This is a genomic window from Bacillus sp. N12A5 (assembly GCF_026790125.1).
GTDB lineage: Bacteria > Bacillota > Bacilli > Bacillales > Bacillaceae > Bacillus.
Map to the genome: position 1 here is coordinate 292339 of NZ_JALAMR010000002.1, position 25028 is coordinate 317366.

A 25028-nucleotide genomic window follows, 5' to 3' on the forward strand; every position below is an offset into this window, starting at 1 on the left:
AGAAAGGTCTGTTTTTTACACGATGAAATCAATCAAAAGACAAGGGAGTTTTTTACATGAGCGAGAAGAACGAAAACGTATATGATCTTTCCTTTTTTATGCCGGGAAAAACAATTGAAGCTGAAGAAATCAAAGTACCGATCTCAAAGCGTTTTGTTGATAAAAAAGGGAATGTCATTCCGTTTATTTTAAAACCAATTACTACTGAACGGATTGATGAATTAGAGAAAGAAAACACCACATTTAAAAATGTGAAAGGCCGCGGCCGCGTCAAAGATTTAGACTCCCAGCGCTTTTATGCGAGAATTGCCATCGAATCTACTATTTATCCTGATTTTCGTTCAAAAGATTTAAGGGAAGCATACAAAACTGCGGATCCGGTAGAAGTTGCCAAACGTGTATTATCTGTTGGGGGAGAGTATGCGAACTGGCTGAATAAAGCAATTGAAATCAATGGTTTTGAAGATGATCTTGAAGATCTAGAAGAAGAAGCAAAAAACTAGTAAAGGATGGCGATAAAGAAGCTGTGTATTTGTACTATGCAATGCATGAGCTTCATTACTCGCCATCCCAACTTCTTGAATTATATGAAGCACCAAAACATTTTAAAGCTCTTTTATTTGGGTTGATAGGTTATAAGCTAGATCTATTAGAAAAAGAATCAAGGAGAGGAGGGAACTAATATCGCAAAATTAACAGCCCGTTTTGATCTCGAAGACAAGGTATCTAAAAAACTAAAACGGATACATAAAGGATTCCAAGAGGTCGAAAAAAAAGTCAAAACCATTAATCGGCAAATCAAAATCAGTATCAGAGCGGAAGATCAGGCATTTTACCGGCTTAGAAAAATAAACGACTATATCATTTTGAAATTCGCGAAATCGCTTGAAATTAAAGTTGTACTTGATGACCAAGTCACTTCAAAGCTTGATGCAATTGAAAGAAAACTTAAACGGCTGCCAAAAGAAACGAAGCTGACTGTCTCTTTGGTAGACCGGACAGCAGTTGCGTATAAAAAAATAAAGAAGATGCTATCTAATCAAAAGCTATCATTCCTTTTGATTCCAGATGACAAGGTTACTTCTACAGTTAAAAGGATTATCGGTTATATTAAGAAAAATTTGAAAAACGGATACACAGTAAAACTAAAGGTCATCGATGAAATCACCAAAACAGTTAATCGATTAACAGCCCTTCTAAGGAAATTTGAAAAAACCTATTATGTAAAAGTGGTTGTTAAGACAAAAATATCAGACAAAATCAATAAAAAAGAAAGCCCGATTAACAAAGAAACTTCTAAGAAAGAATCAGACAAATCCTCAGATAAAGGCTCTGATAAAAGCTCAGATCAAAAACCTGGATGGGTCGGAAAAATAAAAGGCTGGCTGAAGGATTGGTGGACAAAATCAGCTTGGCCTTGGATTAAAGATACATTCAATGAAATAGGCAAAGCTTTTTTGGATCGTTTCAAAGAGAGATTGATAGAAAAGCTGAAAAATGATGTGTTTGATAAGATCATAGATAAAATTCTAGGACCACAAAAAAAGGACGATTCTGGTGAAAATTCTGACACAGATAAAAAAGTCCTTAACCGTAATACAGGAGGAAATTGTTGCTGCGACTGCTGTGAAGGCGGCGGCCTCAATCCGAGCACTAAAAATAAAAAAACCTATAGAAAAAAGAAAAGTCCCACAAAGGCTCCAAACAGAACACTCAAGGTTCCTGGAGAGGTGATAAGAAGACGCCAAAGCGGCACACCTGCTGAAAGTGCACCTAGGACCTCGGGTTCCAAGTTAAAGAACTGGCTTGGAGGCTTAAAATCGCTAGGGAAGGATTCATCCAAACTAGGTAAAGCGTTCAGAGGAATGGGAAAGGCTGTTCCATACGTAGGATCTGCTTTAGCAGTGTTTGATTTAGCTGGAATCAATAAAGATAATGCTGGCGAAAAGGTTGGTTCAATCGGAGGACGCATTGCCGGAGCGGAAGCTGGTGCAACAGCCGGAGCGGAAGCTGGTGCAACGATTGGATCTTTCGTTGGTCCGGAAGGTACAGCAATCGGCGGGGCAATTGGTGGAATTGGCGGCGGATTAGTAGGCGGAATCGGCGGCGAAGAAGCAGGTAAGAACATTGGTAAGATGTTTGATACTTCTAAGTTAAAGGAGAGCATAAGCAATTCACTATTTAACAAAGAGTGGTGGAGTGGAAAATGGAACTCCATTTCTGATACTGCCAATGGGGCTATTACTTGGATTGAAGATACATGGAGTAAAGTTTCAACTTGGTTTGACCAGTATGTGTTTACACCTATTTATAATGTTGCTGTACCTGTGATTAATTTTATAGTAGGATTATTCGCCTATGCATGGGATGGCATATTGGCAGTATGGAACATTGTCTACCCGTGGTTTAAGGATAACGTGTGGGATCCAATAAGCGGAGCAGTTACTAATGTTGCTACAACGATATGGACTGGGTTGTGCAACGCCTGGACGGTTATTTCAGGCATATGGTCTACTGTTTCAACATGGTTTATGGACAATGTGTGGAATCCTGTAAGTGAAGCCGTAACCACTGCGGCAACATGGATTTGGAGTAAGATCAATGATGCATGGACAATGATTTCCAATATTTGGATAGGTGTATCAAATTGGTTTTATGATAATGTATGGAACCCGATCGTCACAAAAGTAGAAGATATTAAAACTTCAATAAAAGAAAAATTCGATGATGCAAGGAAATTTTTTGAGGATGCATGGGATGGAATTGAAACTTGGTTTAATGAACATGTGAAAGATCCATTGGTTAAAGTATCAGAGAAAATTGCTGAGAAATTTCAATGGCTATTCGATTTAAAAGATTCAGTTGGAGGTTTCGTTGCAAAAGTAATACACAGGGGGGAGGAGGTTACTCACCTCAAGAAAAAACCTAGCAAAAAGGATTCGAAAGAGAAAAAAACTAGTTCCAAAACAATTACTAATAACATTTTTGCTCAATCTCCATCAAATAATAATATGACTGTTTTTCAACAAGCACTGGATCAGAACGCCACAGGCGGCTACATCACCAAACCAACCATCTCTTGGATCGGTGAAGCCGGCAAGGAATTCGTTATCCCGGTTGATAACAACCGAGGCCGCGGTAAAATGCTCCTTTCACAAGCGGCATCTAAGCTGGGGATGCAAGTCGTAGACGACATGGGAGCCGCTTCGTCTTCCGGTGGAAGTCCGGTATCTGTTTCAGGAGGAGCAGCTGTCAGTCCATTATCAGGCTCGGTCACCCCGGCAATGAACACTGCAAATCTGACTGGCCAAGCGTCCACACTCGGACAGCAATTTTCAGAAGGCTTTGGTAAAGGTATCAGCAACCAACCTGTCAAAATGGAGGACTGGAAAAAGAAAAACATCAATACGCCATTTACACAAATGATTTCTGCTTCACCAAATTACGGTAAACAAATGGTAAGCGGGTATGCCAAGGGCCAAAACGGCACTGCAACCGGAACGGACGGCTTTTTGCAATCAAAAGTTAAAACGCCGTACCAAGCCACTGTGAGCAAATCGTCTTCATGGGGCACAGGAACGGTCAAAGGCTTTGCGCAAGGACAAAACTCAACCCAAACAGGCACAGCACAATATGTCAGCACACATGTTGACAAACCGTTCCTGCGTTCAAAAGACACATCGAATAGCTGGGGTTCAGGCATGGTCGGAAACTTTGTGACAGGCATGAATTCTAAATCCAGTGAAGTAAAACAAGCGGCAAAGGATATGGCCAAGAGAGTGGAGCAGGCTTTCCGTGAGGAGCTAGATATCCATTCACCTTCCCGTGTCATGATGAGCTTGGGGCGTTTTGCTTCAATTGGTGTTGTCAAAGGCCTTGGCTCAGTAGATGTAAAGAAATATGCTGAAAAACAAGCCGGATCACTGGCGGCTGCCTATTCCGGAATGGGAGCCATGGGCGGGAACGTAAAACAATGGATTATGGCTGCTCTCATGGCCACAAAGACACCAATGAGCTGGCTTCCGGGACTTATGACGATTGCGCAGAATGAATCCGGAGGCAATCCGAATGCAATTAACTTGTGGGACAGCAACGCAAAAGCGGGGCATCCGTCACAAGGTTTGATGCAGACCATCCCAAGCACCTTTAATGATCACAAGGCGCCGGGCATGGGTAACATTAGAAATCCGATTCACAATGCAGCTGCTGCGATCGGCTACATTAAAAGCAGATATGGGTCAATCAATAATGTGCCGGGGATTAAAAGCTTGAATCATGGCGGTCCGTACGTCGGTTATGCCAACGGCGGACTGATTACGAAAGAACAAATTGCACGTGTCGGAGAAGGAAACAAGCGGGAATGGATCATTCCAGAGGAACGGGGCATACGAGGCCGCTATCTCCTTCAGAGAGCTGCGCAAGCTCTGGGAATGGAAGTGACAGATCCGTCTCAATCCGAGCAATCTGAGCTTTCTTCAGGTCGAGTTTCCGCTGTTACTTCAGCTAGCCGGCCAACCGCAACGGTTTCCGGATCAAAAGAGATTTATATTCAATTTAACGGAGACCAGCACTTCCATAATGGACAGGACGCTGAAACCCTTGCAGCGAGAATCAAGCAGGCGCTTATAGACGAACTGCAAAAGGATATCAATATTGGAACGAAGGGAGTCGTTGCATTTGACTAAATCCGTATATGAATTTTGGATTTCACAAGGGAAGGACAAGCTGCGGCTCCCCGTTCTTCCCGACCAGTTAAATATTTCAAATACGGTTCAGAATGAGACGGTTAAAGTAGCCAAGTTCGGTGACCTTACATTTATTGATGAACAGGGAGCGAAAGAAATTTCGTTCTCTTCGTTTTTTCCGAAGAAATACAGCCCAATAGCTGAATATCAAACCTTCCCGTCGCCGGAAAGTGCGATATCAAAAATTGAAAAATGGATGAAGGCCAAAAAACCGGTCCAGTTTTTGATTACGGGAACTAAAGTGAATCTGACTTGCAGCATTGAAGGTTTTTCCTATAGCGAAGGCCAGCAGGATATAGGTGATCGTTCCTTTGATATTCAATTAAAAGAATACAAAACCGCTTCCCCACGGAAAATCAAGCAGAAGAAAAAAACAAAGGCAAAACGTCCGTCGAAGGCTTCTCCGAAAACGTACACAGTGAAAAAGGGAGACACGCTATGGGACATTGCCGGCAGGTTTTACGGGAACAGCACCCAATGGCGCAAAATTTGGAACGCCAATAAAACAGCAATGATCAAACGAAGCAAACGAAACATCAGGCAGCCGGGCCACTGGATTTTTCCCGGCCAAAAATTAAAGATACCGCAATGAAACAGGTGATGTGAGATGATAGAGCTGTTCGTCATTAAAGACAAAGAATGGCTTGAACTGGTGGCAGAAAGCGTATCGCTGGAAGGCCATCGCTATCAGGCACCGCGCTCCATTGAAGCGACCATCGTCGTCAAACAGGGCGACCAGACGTATTACAGCGTCAATGAGGGAGATACCGTTTTGTTTAAGTGGAAGGGAAAAGAGCTTTTTCGGGGAATTGTTTTTGCAAGAACCCCTGACGAGTATACACTTGCCTTCAGCGCATACGATATGCTTCAGTACCTGGTCAAAAACCAGGATGTGTATGTGTTTTCCAATCAGCGGGCTGACCAGATGATCAGAAGGATTGCCAATGATTTTCAGATACCGACAACCTCGATTGCGAATACAGGCCATACGATCAAAAGCCTTGTCATTAAAAATGATACGACATTGTATGACATCATCTTAAAAGCGCTAAAACAGACGAAAAGCCAGACAGGACGGCATTATCAGCTGTATTCAGAAAAAGGAAAGCTCGGCCTGCGCGCTTGGCCAGATCCGTCAGAGGTATGGGTGCTGGAAACAGGTGTCAATATCACTGGCTACCAATACAGCACTTCCATAAACGACACGGCAACACGGGTGGTGCTTCGCCGGCAGAAGGATAATCGGACGTATAAAGCCTCTGTCAAGGACAGTTCAGGCTTAAATAAATACGGTGTGCTTCAATATACGGAAACGGTCACAGATGACATCAACCAGGCACAGCTTCAGCAGCGGGCAGATGTACGCCTTGCTGAAAAAAAGGGCGTGAAAAAAGAACTGAAAAATATTCAGGCAGTGGGCATCCCGGAAGTGCAGAGCGGCTTGCCCGTCTATATTTCGATTCCGGAGGCCGGTATCAAGAAAACCTATTGGGTAGATACGGACCGGCATGAATTTAAAGGAACGAAACATACGATGACCCTTGATGTTGTCGAAAAGAACACCTTGCCGGAAGGAGTTTCCTGATGAGATTGAGTGACGCTATAAAACATTTGGCTGTTGGCGCAGTTGACGCTGAGTCTCCGGTAGAACTGCTCCCGGCTGAAGTCGTTTCGGTTTCTCCTGTGGAAATCAAATTAAAAGAAAACAGCAAACTGATCATACCGGCTGACGCCATCATCATCCCAAAACGGATGCAGTCCGGGGGAGACGATGCACTCGAGCCGGGAGATCGCGTCATGACCGCGGCTCTGACTGGCGGCCAATCGTTTTTTATTTTAGATAAAGTATAGACAAAACCGCTTCGAACGAAGGGGTTTTTATTTAGCATGTAAAAAGGAGTGGGCATCATGGCCCTGACACCAGAAGTGGAGTTTGAAGATATTAAAGATGACAGCGAAGTCATTGAAACCTCGCAAACGTACAAAATAGATTTTGAAAACGGGAGAATTACAAATGAGCTGATTACCGGGCTTGAAGCGATCAGGCAGTTCGTCTATATCGCCTTACAGACAGAACGCTATGCGTATTCCATTTACAGCCATAATGTCGGAAATGAGCTTCAAGACGTGCTGACGGATCATGAGACGACCGATGCCTATAAAAAAATGGAGATTCCGAGGCTGATAGAGGAGGCGCTGGTTTATGATGACCGGATATCGGCTGTAACAGATTTTGAGATTGAAAAACAAGGCGACGCGTTTCATGTGTCCTTTGTGGTGGAGACGGATGAAGGGACGCTTGAGATTGAGGAGGTGATTGGCGAAGATGTTTGAAGATCAGACGTTTGAAGCGATTATGGAGCGTATGCTGAACAGCATTTCCGCAGATATTGACACAAGAGAAGGCAGCGTCATTTATAATGCGTTAGCCCCGGCGGCGGCCGAGCTTGCGAAATCTTATATATGGCTGGATACTGTGCTTGAGCTAGTTTTCTCTGATACCGCCCAAGGCGAATTTTTAGACAGGCGTGCAGCGGAAGCGGGGATTGAACGGACAGCCGCGACGAAGGCGGTCAGAGCGGGAGAGTTTACGTCGGGAGTAACTATTCCTGTCGGCTCCCGCTTCTATGTGGATAATCTTTATTTTCAATATATGGCAGATGGGACGCTCATCTGTGAAACACCTGGTGAAGCAGGAAACGCCAATCTGACCGGACGCAATTTGCTGTCATTGGATACCATTCCCGGTTTAGAAAAGGCCATTGTCAAAGAAATCCTGATTCCGGGACGCGAGGAAGAAGGAGATGACAGCTTAAGAGAACGGTATTTTACGAGGGTTCGGCGTGAGGCTGTCAGTGCCAATAAAATGCATTATAAAGAGTGGGCTGAAGAAGTGGACGGTGTTGGAAAGGCAAAGATCTTCCCGCTTTGGAACGGTGACGGCACGGTCAAAATTGTCGTCACGAATGCGAATCTTGAGCCGGCTTCCGACATCTTAATACAAAAAGTAAAAAATTATATTGACCCTGAACCAGGACAAGGGGAGGGACAGGCGCCAATCGGGGCTGTAGTTACAGTGGAAAGCGCGGTCTGGAAGGAAGTTGAGATTTCTGCCGAAGTGCTGCCTGAGATCAATCACTCAATTGATGAAGTGAAGTCAGAAATTGAAGAAGGCATTTTAAATCTCTTTAAGAAAATGGCGTTCGAAGACAACGTCATCCGTCTTTCTCAAATTAACAATATCGTCTATCATTCACCGTCAGTCAGTGACTACTCCAATATTCAAATCAACGGCACCTCTGAAAATCTGGTGCTGAGCGATGTGGAAATTCCTAAGCTTGGGCAGGTGAAGATCATTGAGCAAACAAGATGATATTGCAGCTTATCTGCCGCCGTTTCTTACCAGCCTTAAAGAAATGGCCGAGCTGCTGAAAGCGGAAGCGCCTGAGTTTGATAAACAGAATAACAGCATATTTGATCTGACGGATCAGTTATTCGTGCCGACGGCGACATGGGGGCTCAGCCGCTGGGAAAAGATTTTAAACGTGCCGCGGGAATCAGGCGACACTGATGAGATCAGACGGTTGCGGCTCATTTCAAAAATGTCGAACATCCCGCCGATTACTTACAAGGCCATTGAGCAGGCGGTGAATCGTTTCTTAAAAAACCCGTCTGCACAGGTCCGCCTGCTTCCCGGCGAATACCGCTTTAACGTGGATATCAATGTTGATGACCTTCAGCACATGAATGAGCTGATTGAAGCCGTAGAAAACATGAAGCCCGCTCATTTGTCATATACGCTCAGAGGCGGATTAAATGAGACGCTTCAAATCAAAGATACAGTCATCCTGAATCACCGCAGATACCGAACAGCCAGTGAGCTCAAGGTCGGTTATTCTGTCACCCTTAACAACAATGAGGTGGTTTTAACTTGATTTCAACTATATACAGAGAACGCACAGCGGCTGATCTAAAAAGCAGAATCGATCATGTGCTCCTCAACGGCCAAAAAACAGAAATAGTAGAGCTCGCCATTGACGGTGCGACTGTCACCGTTCTGACAAGACGTGAAGAAGACATCAAGCATATCGAAACGGTACAAATTTTTGACGAGCTGGGCAACATCATTACAGAAAGAAAAACAGACCTGGACGTCAGCGAAAACAGAACACTCGATTTCAGATTTACCTTTGAGGTGGTGTAAACATGGCATATGAAGAAAAAACAGACTGGCTTCCGGACGATCCGATCAACGAAGATGACGTCAACCGCTGGGAAAAAGGAATAAAAGACGCCCACACAGACCTGGCCGCCCACAAAAACGACATGAACAACCCCCACAACACAACAAAGGCGCAAATTGGGCTGGGGAACGTAGATAATGTGCAGCAGGCGGCGAAGAAGGATTTCGACAAGCATGAGCAAGATCAGGTGCGGCATATTACTGAGGAAGAACGAGAGAAATGGAACGGCAGTCAGTTATCTAAGATTACGAAAGATGATGGTTCAGTTTTTATCACTATTGGTAATGGACAAGACTTTAACGAGGTAGCTGCTCAACAAAAGAGATCATTTACTTTTTATACAGCAAAAACAGGTCTGAATACACCTCCGCAACCTACTAAAGGCATTTACTTGTACTCTTCTGAAAAAGAAGGGGAAGCAGTTGCTATGACAAATGATGGGGGCATCTGGAGAAAGACTCTAACGGGGGGAGAATGGTCGGAGTGGAATGCTTTCGAGACAGAAAGTGGATCTAAACTGAAGGCTGATCAAGCTGAAACAAATGCTAAATCTTATACGGACAATCATACTACTAACAGTAGCATACACATAACAAATGCTGAACGTACGAAATGGAACGGGGCTCAACTGACAAAGTTAACGAAAGATAACGGCAGAAGAACTTGGGTACCTGATGGGACTGATATTCTATCATTATCAACGGGGTATTATTATGGTGTAGGTAAGAATTTAGTAAACAATCCAGTTGATGATAATGCTTGGTATAACTACGATGTGATAGAGGGTGAGAGCGGCAGAAAAACAATTGTTGCTTACCAAAGCTTTGAAGTCACCATGTGGATTGGGATGGTGCATACCGATGGAGAATTCAGAGGATGGAAACGTCTGATCACATCAGAAGAATTGAATAGTGAAAATATCAATAAAATTGGCGATGAGTCACTTTATCAGGACGCATCATACTCTGGAAACAACTATCCTATTGGTATTACCACAGTCGGAATTCTTCAAGGGTCTACAGGATATCCTCATGAATACGGTGAAGTGCTGAATATAAAATCTAGTAAATACCGTTTTGCTCAGTTTTTCTTTTATGCTGGAAATACAGGCCAAAAGAAAATATTTATTCGTCATTGGTATGATAGTGTAGGCTGGACTGAGTTTATTACCATTCCTTCATCAGATGAACTAGAATCTGTTTTAAATACAGCAAGGCTTTATACTGACAGTCATGCGAATAACACGGAAATCCATGTTACGGAGAACGATAAAACAAAATGGAATAACAGCCAGATTTTCAAATTGACTCAAGATGACGGAACGTTGGAAAAATTATATAATGTTGATTTGAATAGTATTACAAAAACTGGATTTTATTACATTTTATCTTCGACTACTGAATTAAATGCTCCCATTAATAAAAATGGGTATTTACTTGTATATAATGTTGGAACCTATCCGTATCAAGAGTTTATTTCTTATTCGGGCGAAACAGCATCTATTCCAGACAATAGAAGAAAGTTTATAAGGAATAAAAAACAGGATTCAGAAGAGTGGAATCCATGGATGGAGATTGAATATTCACAGGGAGCTCAAGCGAAAGCAGACAAAGCATTAGCTGATGCTAAAAACTATGTTGACTCTAATTATACGAATAATAAATTAACAGTTCTTACAGGGTCCAATGCAATTCAAGACGCTAGAACAAGCGGCAATGAGTATCCTGCTGGGCTGACTTTTATGGATATAGGAGCAAATAACACAACAGGATACCCACTTACCTATGGAATTGTAAAAAATGAAAAGCATAGCAACTATCGATTTACTCAGTATTTTTATGGAACTGGAAACCAATCTAACACTTACTTTTCAAACACAGGTTCTTGGATCCGCCATTGGTGGGCAGATTCAGGCTGGACAGCTTGGCAGAAAATTTCAGGATTTGCTCACGCAAATATAGGAACTACAGGCATACAGTATTTGGATAAAGCAGCCCATACAAAAATTCAGTTCAATCGTAAAATAAAAGATAGTCACAATGCTTTTGATACTAAAAATAATAGATTCGTTGCTCCTAATGATGGAATGTTTTTAGTAGGAGTTGGGCTGTATATGTTGAATACACCGGCATACATCAATTTTCATTTGAAACTCTATCTAAATGGATCAGTGTATAAAACAGTTGACCATAAGAGAGGGTACTTTGAGAATAAGGAAAATGAAATGAATCTCGGTTTAAATGGTAATGTAACCGTTCCAATGAACAAAGGTGACTATATAGAAATCTATTGTTATTGTAATTATCAAGGTGATGATAGAAGAGGTGTATCCGATTATAACGGGGTATACAATTATTTAGACATTCAAGAACTTGGAGGACTGAACTATCCTACAGTATAAGTATAGGAGGAAAAACGATGATCGCAGAAGCAATCATGTATAAATACCCCAATACAGATCCAACAAAAGATTTTATCGTTCAAAATGACGGGGAAGGGTCTTATATAGCTGAATGGAACCTGCGCGCCCCCATCCCAACCCAAAAAGAGATCGAATCCTGGTGGGAGGAGCTGCAAAAAAACCCGCCGTACGAACCGCCTGGTCAGGTGGAGCTACTTGCTCAGGAATTGTCGCAGGAAAAGCTGGCACGCAAGCAGCTTGAAGAACTGAACAAAACATTGGGGAGCGAGCTGGCAGAAATAAAGCTTTCATTACTTTCTTTGAAAGGAGATCATGCTGAATGAATTATTGGGTGCTTGCCCTCTATTATGAGTGGGCGACAACGGATATGGTGAAACAGGCCGTAGCATATAAGGACTGTTCAATTGAGGATCTGGCAGAAGGTGTGAACAAAAAGCTGATTACATCTGATCAGTATAAAGAAATTACCGGTAAAGCCATGTAAGGCTTTTTTATTTTGCCTGTTTTTAGATCAAAAGGAGGATGAAGATGGTGAAGTATCAATATGAATTTCCTCTCGATAAGACTGGAAAAGCCGGAGCAGTAAAGCCCTATAGAGGAGAAAAAAATGATTTTGTGACACCTGTTTCGAACTTGTCCGGTGTCGCAGAGATTTTAACAAACGCTGCCTTAAAGGCAACTGAAGCATATAGTCAGCTCGGGCAAGACAGACTGGGCGCAGTTCTGGTTTCGAAAGTAAAGGGCTGGGCGTATGCAGATCGCGAAGGCACACTCTTTATAGAAGAAAGCGAAAATAACAACGTGTGGACAACGACAGCAGCAATGAATGTCGCAGCGGGTGTCCTGACGGCGACGGACTGGGTGTACCTTTCTAAACGGTATTACCGCTTCCGTTATGTGAATGGAAATCTTCAGCAATCAGAGTTTGTATTATACCAATCAGTCGGCGCGGGAGAAATGGATGTTCGTGTAAATGAAAAAGCCCCTTTGCAGATTGACCTTTCGGAAATTCAAACAGGGGATGGGCGGCTGAAAGTAAAAGCCAGCCAAACGTTTGACTTTGTCTTTCATGAAAATGCCGAGTCCGCAGGCGAGGGAGCTGCTTTACCTGTGAACGGCGCCGAACATTTACTCGTTGAAGTATACGGCACAGCGGAAATGAGTGAAGTCAAATTTTGGGGCAAATCGGTGTCAGGACAGAAAATTCCGATCAGCGGCGTGAAATCTGATGATGCGAGCTCTGCCTCGAGTACGTTAGGAAAAGCTGAGGCGTGGGCCTTTAATATTAAAGGATTTAAGGAAATTATTATGGAGATTGCCAGTATTAGCGGCGGGACTCTTTCGGTAAAAGGAACCGCGGTTTTATAACAAGTTCGGCCCTCGGAAGGGAGGTGATCCGCATGTAAAGGAGGAGTGAATGATGCAAGAAGAGACAGATGTGAATGTATTCCAGCAGGATTTAGCAGACATGAAAGGCGAGCATAAAGCGCTTGAACAGCGGGTTTCCGCATTAGAACGAGTGTCTGACCGGCAAGACCAGCAAATCATGACGCTGAACGAAAAATTAAACAAAATTGAAGAGAACACAACATGGATTAAGCGCACCATCACAGGTGCCATCATTACAGCAGTGTGCACAGGAATCATTGGCGGAGCCATCGCGATTATGTACAACCTGCTGCAGTATTAAGGGGGATTTTCATGAAAACGTATGACAAAGGCACGGTCATCAGGACGGTGCTTCTTTTGGTTGCATTAATTAACCAGACCATGCTGATGTTTGGCAAATCACCATTGGACATTCAGGAGGAGCAGATCAATCAGCTTGCTGACGCTCTTTATTCAGCCGGTTCCATCGTCTTTACAATTGGAACAACACTTGCCGCTTGGTTTAAAAACAACTATGTAACAGAAAAAGGGAAAAAACAGCGCGACTTGTTAAAGGAAAATAATCTGACAAAATAAGGAGAGATGAAAATGGTTAACATTATACAAGACTTTATCCCAGTCGGTGCAAATAACCGTCCAGGCTACGCAATGACACCTCTTTACATTACAGTGCACAATACAGCGAACACTGCAGCCGGGGCCGATGCTGCGGCGCACGCCCGCTATTTGAAAAATCCTGATACCACTACAAGCTGGCATTTTACAGTTGACGATACAGAAATTTATCAGCATTTGCCTTTAAATGAAAACGGCTGGCATGCGGGAGACGGAAACGGCAGCGGTAACAGGGCTTCGATCGGGATTGAAATCTGTGAGAATGCCGATGGGGATTTTGCACAAGCAACAGCAAATGCGCAGTGGCTCATCAAAACATTAATGGCTGAACACCATATCAGTCTCGCCAATGTCGTCCCTCATAAGTATTGGTCTGGGAAGGAATGTCCGCGAAAATTGTTGGATACGTGGGATTTGTTCAAAGCGGGGATTGGGGGAGGCGGCAGCCAAACCTACGTTGTGAAACAAGGTGACACACTTACATCCATAGCGAGAGCGTTCGGTGTCACTGTTGCTCAGCTGCAAGAGTGGAACAACATCGAAGATCCGAATTTTATTCAGATCGGTCAAGTGCTAATTGTAAGTGCCCCGTCAAATGTTCAAAAACCAGAACTTTATCCGCTCCCTGATGGTATCATTCAATTGACAACACCTTATACCTCAGGAGAACACGTCTTTCAGGTGCAGCGAGCACTGGCTGCTCTGTATTTTTATCCTGATAAAGGCGCTGTCAACAACGGAATTGACGGCATTTACGGACCGAAAACAGCGGACGCCGTTGCGCGTTTTCAGTCAGTTAATGGTCTAACTGCCGATGGTATCTACGGGCCTGCGACGAAAGAAAAGATCAGTGCTTTATTAGTTTTGTAGAAAAAGAAAACATTGACAATGCATGTTAGTAAAACCATACTGAATATGATGAATTTGTATTTTGGGTGGTTATACTATGCAAAAAGATATGAAACTAAATAATGTCAAAGGCGTATTGATATTTTTGGTTGTATTTGCCCATCTGCTGGGTGTTAGTAAAAGCGGGTTGGAAAATATGATTGAATTCATTTATTCATTCCATATGCCTGCTTTTATTTTTTTAAATGGTTATTTTTCCAAAAGGCCATCAATCAAAAAAGTGATCAATCTCATTCTGTTATATGTTATTTTTCAAACCTTTTACTGTGTGTACCGTTACTACGCAGGTAATTTTTCTGTCATTCAATTTACTTATGGCAGCCCGCATACTCACTTATGGTATATTGTCAGTCTGGGTAGCTGGTATACGTTGGCTATTATTTTAAAGAAAATAAACAGGAGAAAAATCTTAAAGCTGGCTTTACTGATCTTGTTGTTGGGGCTAAGTTTTTATTCCAGATTTTATGCAGATCAGGTTATAGAATTGATCAAAATATATTATAGCAATATGCATACGCAAACGCTCTCTATATTAAGGACTTTTGTTTTCCTTCCATTTTTCCTGGCTGGTTTTTATTGTTCAAGAGATCTGATGGGGAAAATATACAGTTCTTTAGAAAAATTTAAGTTTAAATTGTTTTCAACTTTAGCTATTTCTGTATTGGTATTCATTATATTAGATTTTCATCATGATAAATTTAATCAGCTGTTTTTTGGTTTTCTTGGCTATCAAAAGTTCCATATAGAGAATCACAGCTATACTGGTATTGTATTTTTTCATTATTCCTTAGCTGTATTAGGCATTTTCTTGTTATTCAATATAGTTGGGGCCGGCAAAAATAAGTTGACCCAATGGGGAGAAAACTCTCTTGCGATCTATTTATTTCATATGATCTTTGTCTTCCCGCTATTTACTCATAATAGCTGGCTAAATGAGCAAAGCCCTGACACCCGATTGATATTATGTTTTACGATGGCATTAGGAATAACGTATCTATTTGGATCTCGTGTTTTTAACCGGATCGTGAAATATCTAATCTATCCAATGAAATATTTAGAAATCATTTATGCACGGTTCTTTAATCAAACAGATAAAAATAATGAATATAAAAAGCGACATGTTGTTTAAATGTCGCTTTTTTTTGTGCGTTTTTTTAGATGTTTCAATATTATGGCACTACGCTCCCTCACCCGAAGCGAATACCCGGAAAGACCAAATCTTCCGTAATCAACAAACTTCACACGCCTCACCAATTTTTTCACTGTATCACCTGACAATATCCTCTGTTTGTTTTAGTATATGTAACCCTTTAAGAAAAGGAATAAGGACAAGAGCTGTTTTCCCTTGTCCTTTTAGTGTGATCATGCTTTTTTTCGTTTATACTCGTCAATCAGCCGTTCGTTTTCTTTGAAAATTCTTGCTGTATGCGGACTGACTTGATAGCTTGCGACACTGGTGGTTGAACGTTTTTTCAGGATTTTAAACGGCTTTGCCGCTCGGGGTTCGCATTTGTTTTGAAACGCGCGTTCCATTATCCTTCACCTTCCTCCTCAATTGGCAGCACCAAATCATATATGCTTGTTAATGATGTGAAAAGCAAATAATCAAATTCCGTGACAATGCTGTCAGACGTCAGCTTGATGACATAGCTCTGTGTCTCGATAGTAAAAGGGATGAGAACCATTTTTCCGTATTGGTCGTAATAAACATCCTTTCGATCAAGCCGTGTTTGCACGTCTGCCGGATTGTCCATATGCTCAGTTAACCGGTCTTTATCAGCCTGTGTCGAATAGTGACAAAGGGAGGCCGTTAAGTTCATTTTATCGGCATAGGTTTTCAACAGCTTATCAATACCTTCAGCATATGCTTCTATACTTCCATAATAAACATGGATCGGTTCGTTTTTCAATAGGTATTGGTATGTTTTCAGCCGATTGAGGTACATGTGGAGCATTTCGTTGTTTTCTTCGAGAATTTCTCTTGTGTCTGTTTCCAGTTCGCTGCCGGCCAGTTTTTTGACATATGCGCTTAAGAAGATGAAAGCATCAATTAAAGCGAAACTGACAGCCACAATGAGGTACCGTTCCCAGTGGGTAAACAGGGAAGAGGGCTCATATGTCCAGTATACCATAGCGCCCAGAACAAACAGCAAGTACCATGTTTTCCGGATGGCGGACATTTTTTCTTTGACCTGCGATTCGAACCGCCACGTGGCGTACACGTATAAGCCTAATCCGGCCATGATGCACCAGACCATGATCTGAAAGAATAAAAGCATACATCAATCCCTCACATCTGAAATAGGTTCTGCTTATTGTATTCGAGAGATCCGGCAGGTTTTCCTGTTTCATCAAAAAAACCGCTCCTTTGACAGAAGCGGTGTAACATTAGAAAATCATATTTAAAATAAAGTAAGCGATGGCACCAAGTGTAGCTGAAATCGGAAGCGTAATGACCCATGTAATAAGCATCCGCTTAGCTGTGCCCCAGTTTACGCCTTTTACCCGGTGTGACGCACCGACGCCAAGGATTGATGAAGAAATGACGTGGGTTGTACTGACCGGCAAATGAATAAATGTAGCACCGAAAATAATGGCTGCTCCGGTTAAGTCAGCAGATACGCCGTTTACCGGACGGATCTTCATGATCTTTCCGCCAACGGTTTTGATGATTTTCCATCCGCCGATTGAAGTTCCGAGACCCATCGCTGTGGCGCAGGCGAATTGCACCCATGTTGGAATATCATTAGCAGAAGTATGTAAATTCGCTGTGATGAGAGCCATTGTGATAATTCCCATTGCTTTTTGTGCATCGTTTGTTCCGTGTGTATACGATTGCAGGGCAGCTGTTACAATTTGCACTCTGCGGAATTGCTTGTTCGTTTTCGCCAAATTGCTGTCTTTGAAAATCAGCTTAACGATGCTGTAAAGAATAAAACCAAGGACAAAGGCAATAATTGGTGATAGGATCAGCGCTTCAATGATTTTAATGAAGCCCTTATAATTTAACGCAGCAAAACCGGCTGCCGCAATGGCTGCACCGGCAATAGCCCCGATGATGGCATGGGATGAGCTGCTTGGGATGCCGTAGTACCATGTGATAAGGTTCCAGGCAATCGCAGCAACTAGCGCAGCCAAAATCACGACAGAGCCATTCTCTAACGTATAAGGATCCACAATGTCTTTTGTAATGGTTTTGGCAACACCTGTAAATGTCATTGCTCCGACAAAGTTCATCACAGCAGCCAATATAATGGCATGGCGAGGTTTCAACGCTTTTGTTGATACCGAAGTCGCAATTGCGTTTGCCGTATCATGAAACCCGTTGATGAAATCAAACGCCAGAGCACAAATGACTATTAGTATCGTTAATATAAATAGAATATCCATTTTTACCCCTCGTTACGCGTTTTTCATAATGATGGTTTCAAGATTATTGGCAACACTTTGACAAGAGTCGGCTATTTCTTCAAGCGTTTCGTAAATTTCGCGATATTGAATAACTTTAATTGGATCTGTTTCATTTCCGAAAAGATTCTTTAATGATTTTCTGTGCAAGTTGTCACAGCTGTGCTCATATTCTTTAATTTTGATTGCGTGAGGCTGAATATCCTTTAAGCGGTTTTCTGCCAGCAGCTCTATGGTAATCAAAATCTCTTTCGCACATTCTCTGATGTATCCGCTGAATTTATCGATATGCTCGTCTGATGAAGTAATGGAGAAAATCTCCATCATGGCAGAGAAATGTTCGATACCGTCAAGCACATCATCCAGGCTGTTTGTCAGCTGAAGGATATCTTCGCGCTCAATAGGAGTGATGAACGCCTTGTTAAGCTCTTTAATCATGACATGAACATGATTGTCACCTTTTGTTTCGTATTCCTTTAACGTATCTGCAAATTCTTTAAGCGTCGTTTGGTTAGTGACCTTAAAATTCACAAAATATTCTGCAGTTTCGTCTATGTTCTTTGCAATTTCTGTTAAAAGGAGTGAGAACTTATCTTTTTTTCTTCTTATCATTAAAAACCCTCCATAGTTTGAATGAACAATGCACACATCAAATTATTATATAGCCTTTTGTCGAAAAAAAACAGGTAAAGTCGAAAAAAACGTATCTTGACTTTTTCGATAAATCATGTCTCCTTATTTTGACCTACTTCGCTACAAAAAAACGACCCAAGTTTGCAAAAACTTTCTGCTTAACGTAAAAAGTATATCAAAAGTTGTGTTTTTCCTGTCAACTTTTATCTTCTGTTTCACCAAAAAACGGTTCCCTAAACAAGGGAACCGTTTTATCAGTTTGCTTTTCGTTTTTTCATCCAGTAATAAACAGGCAGTCCGGCAAGGCCGATGAGGATGGATAATCCGCAGCTCAGTGTATCTGTAATGAGTGTGCTTCCTAACACAAAAAAGGAGCCTGCGATGGCCAAAATCGGCATGAAAGGATAAAGCGGGACACTATAGGCGCGCTTTTCTCCCTTTGCTCGCTTGCGGAGGATAAACACTGCAAAAAAGGCCATTACATAAAAAATGTAGATCATGAAAATAGAGATTTCTGAGAGCTTATCAGGGTTGCTGATCAGCATCATAATCAAAGCCACAGCAATTTGAAAAGAAATCGCAATCCATGGCGTGCGGAACGTTGGGTGTACATGTGACAGTTTTTCAGCGAATGGAAGCTGTTTTCGTTCCGCCATTGCAAATGACACTCGCGGGAAAGAAAGAACCTTTCCGTTTAAGCAGCCGAAGATACTGACAATAATCCCGACACTGATCAGCTTTCCGCCAATTGAACCGAACAGCATGGTGGCAGCAGTGCTTGTTGCATTTTCACCAAGCGTGACGATTTCGTTCGAAGACAGGATGTGAAGCAATGCAAAGTTAATGAAAATATAGATTGCTGTTACAATTAATAATCCGCCCGTCATTGCGCGTGGCAGCAGCTTTTCGGGATTTTTCATTTCTCCGCCGAGAGCGGCCAGAAGAATCCATCCGTCGTAAGCAAACAGTGTGGCCAAAATGGCTGCTCCGAAGTTCATATCGGAAATGCTCTCATTTACTGCTGTGAAAATGTGCTGATCGCCTTTCCAAAGACCAAAGATGATGATGCATGCAATCGGAATCAGCTTTCCGATCGTTGTCAGCGTTTGGACGAAGCCGCCGTATTTTGTACCGATAATATTAATAACGCATAAAAAGAGAACTGCTATAATTCCGATTACCTTTGATAGGACAGATCCCCAGCCGAAAAGATTTGCCATTAAAGATCCAAAATATAAACCTAGGGCGCCAATAATCGCCGGACCGTAAATGATAATCTGCACCCAGCCGCACAAAAATCCCCAAAACTCCCCATACACTTCTTCAAGGTACGTATAGAGCCCGCCGGTTTTTGGTATTTGCGTTCCGATTTCCGCGATTGTCAAACCGCCCGCCAGTGTTAAAATCCCGCCTAACAGCCAGGCGAACAGCGCTGTTTTTGAATCACCAGAATAAGCGAGCACAGCGCCAGGCTTCATAAAAACACCCGAGCCGATGATGGTTCCGATGACAAGAGTAAGGGCAAACAAGAGGCCTATCTCTTTTTTCAAACCGTTGTCTTCAGTATGCATGTCCTTAACCTCCTATGATGTTGAAGCTTATGATGAAGAATCTATTTTTCATATTGTAAACCCTATTTTAGAAAAGTGAAATAAAATAAATTTTCTGATTTTCGATAATTGCTTTGTTTGCGACGGATAAATTTATGAAAACGCCTACTTTATTAAGTTATAAACGAACAAATATATAATTTTTTAGTTGGAAAGTTCGTGTTTTGAGTTAGGGGTTTAGCTGGTATCGAAGGTGCAGCGTGAAATCAGCGAATGAACGAACCTTTGTTGAAGCTGATATGTTGACTTTTCCATGCGAATAAAATACCTTGTCATTAGAACAATAAACCTAAAACTATGATATAATATCTCGAAATCGAGATAAAATGACCTGGAGGGACAGCATATGAAAGTCAATGGCATTCACCACGTGTCTGCATTAACCGCCGATGCACAAAAAAACTTGGATTTCTATAAGAACGTATTAGGATTAAAGCTTGTCAAAAAATCCGTCAACCAGGATGAACCGACAATGTATCATCTATTCTACGGAGATGAAGTGGCCAATCCCGGAACCGAGCTGACGTTTTTCGAGATTCCCCGCATTGCACCGTTTCATGCGGGAACAAACAGCATTTCTTCTATTGGATTGCGCGTTCCAAGCACAGAAGCACTCCATTACTGGAAAGAGCGTTTTGAAGAGCATCAGGTGGCGCATAGCGGCATTGCCAAAAGAGCCGGGCGTGACATATTGGCATTCCAAGACCATGAAGGACAGCGCCTTGTCCTGACTGCTGATGAGAAAGGCAAAGGTTATGGCCTGCCTGTTAAACAAAGCGGCATTCCGGAAGAATTTTCATTTCGCGGGTTAGGACCGGTTGAACTGACTGTGCCTTACGCTGATTCAACCTTACACGTATTGATAAATATTCTTGGTTTTACAGAAATCAGCCGGGAATCAGTTGAAGGACAAGGAACCGCCGTTATTTTGGAATCAGGAGAAGGCGGTGCGGCAACGGAAATCCATTTAATAGAAAGAAATGATCTTCCGCGCGAGCGCCAAGGCAAAGGAAGTGTTCACCATGTCGCATTTCGCGTAAGAGATGAAGAAGAGCTTGCCGGATGGCATCAAATCATCAGCCGAGAAGGGTACAGCAATTCCGGCATTGTTGAACGCTATTACTTCAAGGCACTGTATTTCAGAGAGCCGAACGGCATTCTGTTCGAGCTATCAACAGACGGACCGGGCTTTATGGTTGATGAAAACCTTGATGAGCTTGGCCAAACGATCGCTCTTCCGCCGTACCTTGAACATCGAAGAGCTGAAATTGAAGCAAAACTAAAACCAATTCAATAAACTGTGTTTTCATTTGCCTTCCGGCGCGGCCGGAAGGTTTTTTATTTTGGCATAAACATTGGGCAGGAAAGATCATGCGCAGATTGGGAGAAAAGGCTTAAAACCCTTTGTGTATATGGGCGATTGGCATGAAAGAGCCTCGGCAAAAATATTGTCTTTGTTTATTAATAGTTTATTCATATTTGCTTGTTACACTATCTCAAAGTTAGACAAAAAGGAGTGAAAAACACGTGGAAAAGAAAAAACGCGAGCTGGATATCGTCCTCATCCTCATTTTGCTCGCATCTGCATTCTTAAATATCTATAACATTTGGAAGGACGACACGGTGAATCCTTATTACACCGCGGCAGTTACAAGTATGATGCAAAGCTTTCATAATTTCTTTTATGCTTCGTTCGATGCTGCCGGCTTTATAACAGTTGATAAACCGCCTGTTACATACCAAATCCAAACGATCAGTGCGCTGATATTCGGTATGCATGGGTGGAGTGTCATTCTCCCTCAGGCATTGGCGGGTGTAGGCTCAGTACTTCTCATGTACCTGCTGATAAAGCCGGCATTCGGAAAAACGGCGGCGCGCATTGCCTCATTTGTTATGGCCTGTACGCCAATTGCAGTAGCCGTAGCACGTACAAACAATGTTGATGCATTACTGGTATTTTTCTTGTTGCTGGCTACATGGCTTCTCTTTAAAGCCATCAGAAAAGGAAAGCTGATCTGGCTGTTAGCGGCATTTTTCGTCGTTGGAGTAGGTTTCAATACAAAAATGCTTCAGGCTTATATGATTTTACCGGCCTTCTTATTGTTCTATCTGATTGCGGCAAACGCCACGATGAAGAAAAAAATCATTTCGTTGGTAAGTGCATTTGCCGTATTAGCAGCCGTTTCGTTATCATGGCCGCTCATTGTTGACAATGTCCCTGCAAGCAAACGGCCTTATATCGGAAGCAGCCAGACCAACTCTGTTTTAGAATTGGCTTTCGGCTATAACGGGATTCAGCGGCTGACAGGCCAAAATTCCGGCGGCCAGGGTGGGACAAACGGAGACGCTTCAAAAGAAATGTCTTCTTCCGATAACACGCAAGCACCGCCTAATCAGTCATCCAGCAGCAGCTCTTCAAGTGATGACAAATCATCAAATGCCAATATGACGCAACCTCCAGCCAATGGCCAAATGCCAAGCAACGGAGAAATGCCAAGCGGCGGTCAAGGAGGCCCTCCGAGCGGAGGAGATGGCGGACAAGGCGGACCTGGCAGAGACGGAGGGAAAGGCGGTACAGGAACCGGCTCGAAAATGCAATCAGGTTCAGGAATGTTCGGAACGGGAACACCTGGTCCGCTGCGGCTTTTCCAACAAGAATTATCGGATCAAATCAGCTGGCTTCTGCCATTTGCAATTTTTGGAATCGCAGGCTTACTGATTGCAGGCGCGAGAGAAAGAAGAAGGCTATCTGCTGAACAGAAGGAAACGGTGTTCTGGGTCGCATGGCTTGTACCGATTGCCGGATTCTTCAGTGTCGCAGAATTTTTCCATCACTATTATCTCATTATGCTGGCACCGCCGATTGCGGCTCTAGTCGGTGCGGGCTGGGTTGCTCTTGTTCATCTGTACCGCAATCAGACAGGCTGGAAATCATGGCTTCTGCCGGCAGCGATTATTGCGACAACTGCATTTGAATTGTTTATTCTCAGGAACTACAACGATCAGATCGGAGCGGGCTGGAGCATTGGTGTAGGCGTTCTCGGCGCGCTGTCAGCGATTGCTCTGCTGCTGTTCAAACAGCGCCAAAAACCGATCAGTTATTATGTATCCCTTGCAGCTCTTCTCGCATTGCTGGTGATGCCGATTTATTGGGCAAGCACACCGCTTCTGTATGGAGGCAACAGCTCACAGCCTGAAACGGGTCCTCAGCTCGCTTCAACCAGCGGAAAAGGCATGAGAATGTCTGATGCAACTGTAAATGAAAAACTCATCAACTATTTAGAGGAGAATAACTCCGGAGCTGAATACCTATTCGCCACAACCGACTCGAACACAGCTGCTCCATATATTATCAAAACGAAGAAAGCTGTTATGACAATCGGCGGATTCAGCGGTTCTGACCCGGCTATCACGCTGACTCAATTTAAAAAGCTTGTAAAAGAAGGAAAGGTGAAATACTTCTTAGCTTCTGAAAGAGGAAGAGGCGGAAACAATGACATTGTTGAATGGGTAGAGAAAAACGGAATAGAAGTGTCATCAGATAAATGGCAATCAAGTTCTGAACAACAAACATCATCTGATCAGAAAACAGACAATACTGATTCAGCCGATACATCAAGCAGTAGCAAGGCTTCGGGCGAAAACGGCCAAATGGGCGGCGGACCTGGCGGAATGAATCAGTCGGCTACATTATACGAATTACATGCTGATGAATAGGAGGAGAAAACATGAGCAGACATATTCAATATTCCATTGTTGTACCTGTGTATAATGAGGAGCTTGTCATTCATGAAACCTATCAGCGCTTAAAAGAGGTCATGGATCAAACGAAGGAAAACTACGAGCTGCTTTTTGTCAACGATGGAAGCAAAGATCGCAGTATTGATATTTTAAGAGAACACAGCCTGATCGATCCGAGAGTGAAGATCATTGATTTTTCAAGGAACTTTGGGCACCAGATCGCCATTACAGCAGGTATGGATTATGCACAGGGGAATGCAATCGTCGTCATTGACGCCGATTTGCAGGACCCTCCTGAATTGATTTTAGATATGATTGAAAAATGGAAGGAAGGCTATGAGGTTGTGTACGCCGTGCGGACAAAACGAAAAGGGGAAACCTTTTTCAAAAAACAAACTGCGGCTATGTTTTACCGGCTTCTCAGCAGCATGACAGATATTGATATCCCGATTGATACGGGGGATTTCCGCCTCATGGACAGAAAAGTCTGTGATGAAATGAAGAGGTTAAAAGAAAAAAATCCTTTTGTCAGAGGGTTAGTCAGCTGGGTGGGCTTCAAACAGACAGCAGTCGAGTATGTACGTGATGAAAGGCTCGCCGGAGAAACAAAGTACCCGCTGAAAAAAATGCTGAAGCTGTCAATGGATGGCATCACGACGTTTTCACACAAACCGCTGAAGCTGGCAAGCTATGCGGGGATTCTCATGTCAGGTGCAGGATTTCTGTATATGTTTATCGTGCTCTATCTGAAGCTATTTACAGACAGCACGATTACAGGCTGGTCATCACTTGTTGTGATCCAGCTCCTGTTCAGCGGCATCGTTCTTCTAATTCTGGGGATGATCGGCGAATATATCGGCAGAATCTATGATGAAGCTAAAGACAGACCGCTTTACATCGTTCAGAAATCGTATGGAATTGAAAATAAAAGATTCTACAGAGACCAGCATATGTCATAATCACAAACCCCTGTCCATTAAGGACTGGGGTTTTTTATTCTGCATGAATCAATGGAAAAGATGCTGATAGACATATGGGAATAAGGGATTGCAAACTTGTACTGCCGTTCAGGCATGCTGAAATAAAAACAGCAAAGCCTAAAAAAGTTTTCAACCTTAGGCTTTGCTGCATGTCAGCTGTGATATTGCGGGGCTTTTAAGAAACGCATGATCACTGCCGTACCAGTGACGTTTAATAGAATACTGGCACCCAGTACAGCTCCCCACGCCAATGTCGATTCAGTAAGAAGAAAGCTCAGCAATAGAAAAGCCAATCCGGCGCAGATCATACTCAATCCCATGGTTTTCATGTT

29 protein-coding genes are annotated in these 25028 nt (G+C 42.8%); 22 read left to right on the forward strand and 7 right to left on the reverse strand.

The window, feature by feature from the left end:
* Positions 1–56 precede the first annotated feature (56 nt).
* The 18 genes from MOC09_RS01890 to MOC09_RS01975 all read left to right on the forward strand — a co-directional run bounded on the left by MOC09_RS01890 (position 57) and on the right by MOC09_RS01975 (position 15453).
* Positions 57–503, forward strand: a complete 447-nt coding sequence (locus MOC09_RS01890) for a phage-like element PBSX protein XkdN (protein WP_003232676.1) — start codon at positions 57–59, stop codon at positions 501–503.
* A 29-nt stretch (positions 504–532) separates the two neighbouring features.
* On the forward strand, positions 533–682 hold the full coding sequence (locus MOC09_RS01895; protein ID WP_003239113.1) for a hypothetical protein: 150 nt from the start codon (positions 533–535) through the stop codon (positions 680–682).
* Position 683: 1 nt separating this feature from the next.
* The gene (locus MOC09_RS01900) at positions 684–4685 is read left to right on the forward strand and encodes a transglycosylase SLT domain-containing protein (RefSeq protein WP_268369538.1); all 4002 of its coding nucleotides are present in this window, start codon (positions 684–686) and stop codon (positions 4683–4685) included.
* Entirely contained in the window at positions 4678–5337 is a 660-nt protein-coding gene (locus MOC09_RS01905; RefSeq protein WP_268369366.1) for a LysM peptidoglycan-binding domain-containing protein, read from the forward strand. The genes MOC09_RS01900 and MOC09_RS01905 overlap by 8 nt, the downstream gene beginning before the upstream one ends.
* Positions 5338–5352: 15 nt before the next feature.
* The gene (locus tag MOC09_RS01910) at positions 5353–6330 is read left to right on the forward strand and encodes an XkdQ/YqbQ family protein (protein ID WP_268369367.1); all 978 of its coding nucleotides are present in this window, start codon (positions 5353–5355) and stop codon (positions 6328–6330) included.
* Positions 6330–6596 (forward strand): DUF2577 family protein, encoded by a 267-nt coding sequence (locus tag MOC09_RS01915; RefSeq protein ID WP_268369368.1) that lies wholly within the window; start codon positions 6330–6332, stop codon positions 6594–6596. Before MOC09_RS01910 ends, MOC09_RS01915 begins: the two co-directional genes overlap by 1 nt.
* Before the next feature lie 57 nt (positions 6597–6653).
* Entirely contained in the window at positions 6654–7079 is a 426-nt protein-coding gene (locus MOC09_RS01920) for a DUF2634 domain-containing protein (protein ID WP_268367036.1), read from the forward strand.
* Positions 7072–8118, forward strand: coding sequence for a baseplate J/gp47 family protein (locus MOC09_RS01925; RefSeq protein WP_268367037.1), 1047 nt, complete (start codon positions 7072–7074; stop codon positions 8116–8118). Before MOC09_RS01920 ends, MOC09_RS01925 begins: the two co-directional genes overlap by 8 nt.
* Positions 8102–8680, forward strand: coding sequence for a YmfQ family protein (locus tag MOC09_RS01930; RefSeq protein WP_268369370.1), 579 nt, complete (start codon positions 8102–8104; stop codon positions 8678–8680). Before MOC09_RS01925 ends, MOC09_RS01930 begins: the two co-directional genes overlap by 17 nt.
* Positions 8677–8949 carry a hypothetical protein gene (locus tag MOC09_RS01935; RefSeq protein ID WP_268360125.1) on the forward strand — a complete coding sequence of 91 codons (273 nt, stop codon included), beginning with the start codon at positions 8677–8679 and terminating at the stop codon, positions 8947–8949. The genes MOC09_RS01930 and MOC09_RS01935 overlap by 4 nt, the downstream gene beginning before the upstream one ends.
* 2 nt (positions 8950–8951) lie before the next feature.
* Complete coding sequence (locus tag MOC09_RS20215; RefSeq protein WP_419900978.1) at positions 8952–11390, forward strand: pyocin knob domain-containing protein; 2439 nt, start codon at positions 8952–8954, stop codon at positions 11388–11390.
* Between the two features lie 17 nt (positions 11391–11407).
* A complete protein-coding gene (locus tag MOC09_RS01945; RefSeq protein WP_268369372.1) occupies positions 11408–11734 on the forward strand; it encodes an XkdW family protein in 327 nt (108 codons plus the stop codon).
* A complete protein-coding gene (locus tag MOC09_RS01950; protein ID WP_019258164.1) occupies positions 11731–11895 on the forward strand; it encodes an XkdX family protein in 165 nt (54 codons plus the stop codon). The genes MOC09_RS01945 and MOC09_RS01950 overlap by 4 nt, the downstream gene beginning before the upstream one ends.
* A gap of 44 nt (positions 11896–11939) precedes the next feature.
* On the forward strand, positions 11940–12779 hold the full coding sequence (xepA, locus tag MOC09_RS01955; RefSeq protein ID WP_268369374.1) for a phage-like element PBSX protein XepA: 840 nt from the start codon (positions 11940–11942) through the stop codon (positions 12777–12779).
* A gap of 52 nt (positions 12780–12831) precedes the next feature.
* Complete coding sequence (locus tag MOC09_RS01960; protein WP_268360136.1) at positions 12832–13101, forward strand: hemolysin XhlA family protein; 270 nt, start codon at positions 12832–12834, stop codon at positions 13099–13101.
* 11 nt (positions 13102–13112) lie between these two features.
* On the forward strand, positions 13113–13376 hold the full coding sequence (locus tag MOC09_RS01965; protein ID WP_268360129.1) for a phage holin: 264 nt from the start codon (positions 13113–13115) through the stop codon (positions 13374–13376).
* Positions 13377–13388: 12 nt separating this feature from the next.
* Positions 13389–14285 (forward strand): N-acetylmuramoyl-L-alanine amidase, encoded by an 897-nt coding sequence (locus tag MOC09_RS01970; protein WP_268360130.1) that lies wholly within the window; start codon positions 13389–13391, stop codon positions 14283–14285.
* A gap of 76 nt (positions 14286–14361) precedes the next feature.
* Complete coding sequence (locus tag MOC09_RS01975) at positions 14362–15453, forward strand: acyltransferase family protein (protein WP_268360131.1); 1092 nt, start codon at positions 14362–14364, stop codon at positions 15451–15453.
* On the opposite strand, the gene spoIISC is transcribed toward MOC09_RS01975, so the two are convergent.
* From spoIISC to steT, 6 genes are all read right to left on the reverse strand, one after another.
* Entirely contained in the window at positions 15450–15602 is a 153-nt protein-coding gene (gene spoIISC / locus MOC09_RS01980; RefSeq protein ID WP_268360132.1) for a three component toxin-antitoxin-antitoxin system antitoxin SpoIISC, read from the reverse strand. The two genes, MOC09_RS01975 and spoIISC, sit on opposite strands and share 4 nt — an antisense overlap.
* A gap of 84 nt (positions 15603–15686) precedes the next feature.
* Positions 15687–15857, reverse strand: coding sequence for a three component toxin-antitoxin-antitoxin system antitoxin SpoIISB (gene spoIISB / locus MOC09_RS01985; RefSeq protein ID WP_268360133.1), 171 nt, complete (start codon positions 15855–15857; stop codon positions 15687–15689).
* The gene (gene spoIISA / locus MOC09_RS01990) at positions 15857–16603 is read right to left on the reverse strand and encodes a toxin-antitoxin-antitoxin system toxin SpoIISA (protein ID WP_268360134.1); all 747 of its coding nucleotides are present in this window, start codon (positions 16601–16603) and stop codon (positions 15857–15859) included. Before spoIISA ends, spoIISB begins: the two co-directional genes overlap by 1 nt.
* A gap of 109 nt (positions 16604–16712) precedes the next feature.
* Positions 16713–17714, reverse strand: coding sequence for an inorganic phosphate transporter (locus MOC09_RS01995; protein ID WP_268360135.1), 1002 nt, complete (start codon positions 17712–17714; stop codon positions 16713–16715).
* Between the two features lie 12 nt (positions 17715–17726).
* Positions 17727–18344 carry a DUF47 domain-containing protein gene (locus MOC09_RS02000; protein ID WP_003218470.1) on the reverse strand — a complete coding sequence of 206 codons (618 nt, stop codon included), beginning with the start codon at positions 18342–18344 and terminating at the stop codon, positions 17727–17729.
* A gap of 275 nt (positions 18345–18619) precedes the next feature.
* Entirely contained in the window at positions 18620–19936 is a 1317-nt protein-coding gene (steT, locus tag MOC09_RS02005; protein WP_268360137.1) for a serine/threonine exchanger, read from the reverse strand.
* A gap of 385 nt (positions 19937–20321) precedes the next feature.
* On the opposite strand from steT, the gene MOC09_RS02010 reads away from it, so the two are divergent.
* The 4 genes from MOC09_RS02010 (at position 20322) to MOC09_RS02025 (ending at position 24675) form a co-directional block, all read left to right on the forward strand.
* Positions 20322–21272 (forward strand): ring-cleaving dioxygenase, encoded by a 951-nt coding sequence (locus MOC09_RS02010; RefSeq protein WP_268360138.1) that lies wholly within the window; start codon positions 20322–20324, stop codon positions 21270–21272.
* 82 nt (positions 21273–21354) lie between these two features.
* Complete coding sequence (locus MOC09_RS02015) at positions 21355–21495, forward strand: hypothetical protein (RefSeq protein WP_268360143.1); 141 nt, start codon at positions 21355–21357, stop codon at positions 21493–21495.
* Positions 21496–21502: 7 nt separating this feature from the next.
* Positions 21503–23692 carry an ArnT family glycosyltransferase gene (locus tag MOC09_RS02020; RefSeq protein ID WP_268369376.1) on the forward strand — a complete coding sequence of 730 codons (2190 nt, stop codon included), beginning with the start codon at positions 21503–21505 and terminating at the stop codon, positions 23690–23692.
* 11 nt (positions 23693–23703) lie between these two features.
* Complete coding sequence (locus MOC09_RS02025; protein WP_268360140.1) at positions 23704–24675, forward strand: glycosyltransferase family 2 protein; 972 nt, start codon at positions 23704–23706, stop codon at positions 24673–24675.
* Between the two features lie 173 nt (positions 24676–24848).
* Here MOC09_RS02025 and MOC09_RS02030 read toward each other — a convergent pair whose 3' ends face one another.
* Positions 24849–25025, reverse strand: coding sequence for a hypothetical protein (locus MOC09_RS02030; RefSeq protein ID WP_268369377.1), 177 nt, complete (start codon positions 25023–25025; stop codon positions 24849–24851).
* Positions 25026–25028: the final 3 nt, after the last annotated feature.

Bases quoted from the DNA above. Each gene is read 5' to 3' on its own strand.
- MOC09_RS01915 (WP_268369368.1), top strand. From the start codon at position 6,330: ATGAGATTGAGTGACGCTATAAAACATTTGGCTGTTGGCGCAGTTGAC.
- spoIISA (WP_268360134.1), bottom strand. From the start codon at position 16,603: ATGCTTTTATTCTTTCAGATCATGGTCTGGTGCATCATGGCCGGATTA.
- MOC09_RS02010 (WP_268360138.1), top strand. From the start codon at position 20,322: ATGAAAGTCAATGGCATTCACCACGTGTCTGCATTAACCGCCGATGCA.
- MOC09_RS20215 (WP_419900978.1), top strand. From the start codon at position 8,952: ATGGCATATGAAGAAAAAACAGACTGGCTTCCGGACGATCCGATCAAC.
- steT (WP_268360137.1), bottom strand. From the start codon at position 19,936: ATGCATACTGAAGACAACGGTTTGAAAAAAGAGATAGGCCTCTTGTTT.
- MOC09_RS01965 (WP_268360129.1), top strand. From the start codon at position 13,113: ATGAAAACGTATGACAAAGGCACGGTCATCAGGACGGTGCTTCTTTTG.
- MOC09_RS01925 (WP_268367037.1), top strand. From the start codon at position 7,072: ATGTTTGAAGATCAGACGTTTGAAGCGATTATGGAGCGTATGCTGAAC.
- MOC09_RS01995 (WP_268360135.1), bottom strand. From the start codon at position 17,714: ATGGATATTCTATTTATATTAACGATACTAATAGTCATTTGTGCTCTG.
- MOC09_RS01920 (WP_268367036.1), top strand. From the start codon at position 6,654: ATGGCCCTGACACCAGAAGTGGAGTTTGAAGATATTAAAGATGACAGC.
- MOC09_RS01910 (WP_268369367.1), top strand. From the start codon at position 5,353: ATGATAGAGCTGTTCGTCATTAAAGACAAAGAATGGCTTGAACTGGTG.
- MOC09_RS01970 (WP_268360130.1), top strand. From the start codon at position 13,389: ATGGTTAACATTATACAAGACTTTATCCCAGTCGGTGCAAATAACCGT.
- MOC09_RS02025 (WP_268360140.1), top strand. From the start codon at position 23,704: ATGAGCAGACATATTCAATATTCCATTGTTGTACCTGTGTATAATGAG.
- MOC09_RS01950 (WP_019258164.1), top strand. From the start codon at position 11,731: ATGAATTATTGGGTGCTTGCCCTCTATTATGAGTGGGCGACAACGGAT.
- spoIISB (WP_268360133.1), bottom strand. From the start codon at position 15,857: ATGGAACGCGCGTTTCAAAACAAATGCGAACCCCGAGCGGCAAAGCCG.
- MOC09_RS01975 (WP_268360131.1), top strand. From the start codon at position 14,362: ATGCAAAAAGATATGAAACTAAATAATGTCAAAGGCGTATTGATATTT.
- MOC09_RS02000 (WP_003218470.1), bottom strand. From the start codon at position 18,344: ATGATAAGAAGAAAAAAAGATAAGTTCTCACTCCTTTTAACAGAAATT.
- MOC09_RS02030 (WP_268369377.1), bottom strand. From the start codon at position 25,025: ATGAAAACCATGGGATTGAGTATGATCTGCGCCGGATTGGCTTTTCTA.
- MOC09_RS01960 (WP_268360136.1), top strand. From the start codon at position 12,832: ATGCAAGAAGAGACAGATGTGAATGTATTCCAGCAGGATTTAGCAGAC.
- xepA (WP_268369374.1), top strand. From the start codon at position 11,940: ATGGTGAAGTATCAATATGAATTTCCTCTCGATAAGACTGGAAAAGCC.
- MOC09_RS01945 (WP_268369372.1), top strand. From the start codon at position 11,408: ATGATCGCAGAAGCAATCATGTATAAATACCCCAATACAGATCCAACA.
- MOC09_RS01890 (WP_003232676.1), top strand. From the start codon at position 57: ATGAGCGAGAAGAACGAAAACGTATATGATCTTTCCTTTTTTATGCCG.